General features: G+C 69.9%; 4 protein-coding genes, 1 pseudogene and 1 riboswitch. Of the genes and pseudogenes, 3 read left to right on the top strand and 2 right to left on the bottom strand.

Going from position 1 to position 2,677, the window contains the following annotated elements:
• From C665_RS19080 to C665_RS19070, 3 genes and pseudogenes are all read left to right on the top strand, one after another.
• Positions 1 to 357, top strand: a pseudogene (locus C665_RS19080) (hypothetical protein); the annotation flags it as partial.
• Positions 358 to 505: 148 nt separating this feature from the next.
• Positions 506 to 751 carry a FitA-like ribbon-helix-helix domain-containing protein gene (locus C665_RS19075; RefSeq protein WP_004327583.1) on the top strand — a complete coding sequence of 82 codons (246 nt, stop codon included), beginning with the start codon at positions 506 to 508 and terminating at the stop codon, positions 749 to 751.
• Positions 752 to 753: 2 nt separating this feature from the next.
• The gene (locus C665_RS19070; protein ID WP_245537196.1) at positions 754 to 1,143 is read left to right on the top strand and encodes a type II toxin-antitoxin system VapC family toxin; all 390 of its coding nucleotides are present in this window, start codon (positions 754 to 756) and stop codon (positions 1,141 to 1,143) included.
• A gap of 113 nt (positions 1,144 to 1,256) precedes the next feature.
• On the opposite strand, the gene C665_RS19065 is transcribed toward C665_RS19070, so the two are convergent.
• The gene (locus tag C665_RS19065) at positions 1,257 to 1,772 is read right to left on the bottom strand and encodes a GNAT family N-acetyltransferase (RefSeq protein ID WP_004327579.1); all 516 of its coding nucleotides are present in this window, start codon (positions 1,770 to 1,772) and stop codon (positions 1,257 to 1,259) included.
• 157 nt (positions 1,773 to 1,929) lie between these two features.
• Positions 1,930 to 2,136, bottom strand: a riboswitch (cobalamin riboswitch).
• Positions 2,137 to 2,242: 106 nt separating this feature from the next.
• Positions 2,243 to 2,677: aminotransferase class IV (locus C665_RS19060; RefSeq protein WP_004327577.1), on the bottom strand; the 435-nt coding region annotated here is incomplete at its 5' end.

The following is a 2,677-nucleotide window of genomic DNA, read 5'->3' as shown; positions in this document are numbered from 1 at the left end:
GCGGTGGCGGCGGCGCGCGCCGGGCTGCCGCGCCGGGTTCCGCTCGCGCTCAAGTTCAGGCTCGGCGGGGCGAACTGGGCGAATGAGGCGCCGCCGGCGGTCGCCCTCGCCGCCGCGGCAGCAGGCTTCGACCTGCTGACGGCCGTGCTGCCGGACGACGACCCGAAGCGCCTCTCGCGCCTGCACGTTCTGATCACCGCAGTGTCCGACGGTCCGGCCGTGGTGGCAGTGGGCGGCATCCGCAAGGCAAGCGACGTCGCCGAAGTCCGCGCGAGCGGCGCTGCGGGCGTGCAGGTTCACCGCGCATTCTCCGAATCGGGGGCGACCTGTCTGGCGCAGTTGCTGGGCAGCGCCTAGCAAGCTGGCGGACTACCTCTGCCGCCCTCGTTGCAGGATTGGCTGCCCGAATCGCACCTGGCGCGCGATGTGGTCGATATGGTGGACGTATCGGCTTGACGCACTGGCCTCAAGAACCATTATGGTTCCACTTTGGAAGGAGCCTGCCATGCCCACTACGCTGACCCTGAAGAATATTCCAGATGAGATATACCAACGTCTGAAGGCGTCGGCGGTAACGCACAGGCGCAGCCTGAACAGCGAAGCGATCGTGTGCCTGGAGACCGTGTTGCTGCCGGGCAGGATCGCCCCGAGTGAGCGACTGGCCCGTGCCCGCGCATTGCGAGCTGCACTGCCAGCGTCGAAGTTCAGGGCGCACGACATCGACGCCTTGAAGCGCGAGGACCGCCTGTGATCGTGGTGGATACCAATGTCCTGGCGTACCTGTACCTGCCGACCGAGTTCACTACACATGCCGAGGCGCTGCTGGAGCATGACCCGGAGTGGGTGGCGCCGGTGCTGTGGCGCAGCGAGTTCCGCAGCATTCTCGCGGGTTACCTGCGACGAAAGACCCTGGCTTTCGATGATGCGCGCGCCTTGCAGGCCGAGGCGGAGAGCCTGCTTGCGGGGAACGAGCATAAAGTCGACTCTCAGCGGGTACTGGAGCTCGTGCGCGACACCGATTGTTCTGCGTATGACTGCGAGTTTGCCGCGCTGGCCCTGCGCCTGGACGTGAAACTGGTGACGATGGAAGCCAGGCTGCTCAGGGCATTCCCGAAGTTCGCGGTGCCGCTCACTGCGGCGTGAGCCCTGGATTCAGCGGTTTGGCGCACCTTCTCGCTGAAGCTCCGCCGAAATGGCTTCCCTCGCGTCGCCGGAGCCGGCTGAAAAACCGGTCGAGTGCTCCGGTAGCCGAGGCGTCAGCCGACTGGAATGTCCAGCACCAGGGGCGCGGCCGGATTGCCGCCCACGCGGCGAAAACCGCTGGCGCCGGCCATGTGCAGCACCGCGGGGCTGATGCTGTGGCACAGCACGCGCTGCGCGCGCAGCAGGGGTGCGAGCTCGACGACGTGGGCGAACAGGGTCCGGCCCCAGCCGCGGCGGCGCCAGGCGGGTGCCACGCTGAGACCGAAATCGACCTCGCCATCGCGGACGGCCATGTGCGCGAGCGCCACGACCCTTCCGCCCGCGTCGGTCAGGCCGTGGACGTGGTCGCGCGCGAAGTCGATGCGGGCGACGTAGCGGGCGATCCCCTCGTCACCGATGCCGTAGCCGAAGCGAAGGAAGCGATCGTCGACATCGAGCGCCACGAGGTGGGCGAGGATGCGCTCGGCATCCGCCGGCGCGAACCCGAGCAGCGGGCCGGGAGGGCGGTGCCGCTTGCGATCATCCGCAGCGAGGGAACTGGGCGAGACTGGACTGGCGACGACGGACATGGCGGAGACCCCGGGCAGGCGGGCGGGATCTCCGGCGGACGCGTCCCAGCCTCCCCGGCGCCGCGAAGGGCGCAGGGAACTGCCGGATCATCTGCGAGACGAGCAAGTGAAATGGTATGGACCATGCCTCTTGTCAGGGACACCCCGCCCTAAACGAATGAAGGTGATGTCCATGGCAGGTCTCCTGGCTTGCGGGTCCTCGCCTCGTGCCAGCCTTCCCGGAGAGACTCCAGTGGCCAGATGGGCACGCGACTCGTCGCATACAGTTGCGGGGGCAGCTCCGGCTTGCACGCGCGGGCGTGTTACCGGATTCCCTTTTCATGCCGGCCGGTGAGGGCAGGCAACCATGAAACGCGGCCGAGGTTAGCCGCGCGCCTCCAGCCTGTCAAACCACTCCCGGGATCCGCCCGCGGATGCCGGCCGCACGCTGGCGAGCCACCCTGGGTCGGACCCGAGCACTCGCCGCCGGCTCAGCGACCGCCGACGGCGCGCTCCAGCCTCGCCTCCACCACCCCGCGCAGCGCGTTCGTCAGCACGATGCGCTGCGCGCGCAGCAGGTCCTCCACGCGCAGCTCGGCCTCGCGCGCGGCCCAGGACGGATCCTCCAGCAGCGCGGCGCGCATCGTGCCGGGCAGCACGCCGCGGCCGGCGGGCGGGGTGCGCCACTCGCCGTCGAGGAGCAGGAAGACGTTGCTGCGCGCGCCCTCGGTGAGGCGGCCCGCCGAGTCGAAGAACAGCGTGTCGAAGGCGCCCGCGGCCAGCGCGGCGCGGAGGCCCTCGTCGTAGCGCGCGCGCAGCGTGGTCTTGTGCGCGCCGAGGCCCTGCGGGTCGTCGAGCGGGCGCTCGGCGAGCAGCACCGTGACCGCGCCGGGCGGCAGCGCGTCGAGCGCGGCGGCGGCGAGCTC

The organism is Thauera aminoaromatica S2 (genome assembly GCF_000310185.1).
GTDB lineage: Bacteria > Pseudomonadota > Gammaproteobacteria > Burkholderiales > Rhodocyclaceae > Thauera > Thauera aminoaromatica.
This window is presented reverse-complemented; position numbering and strand designations above follow the sequence as displayed.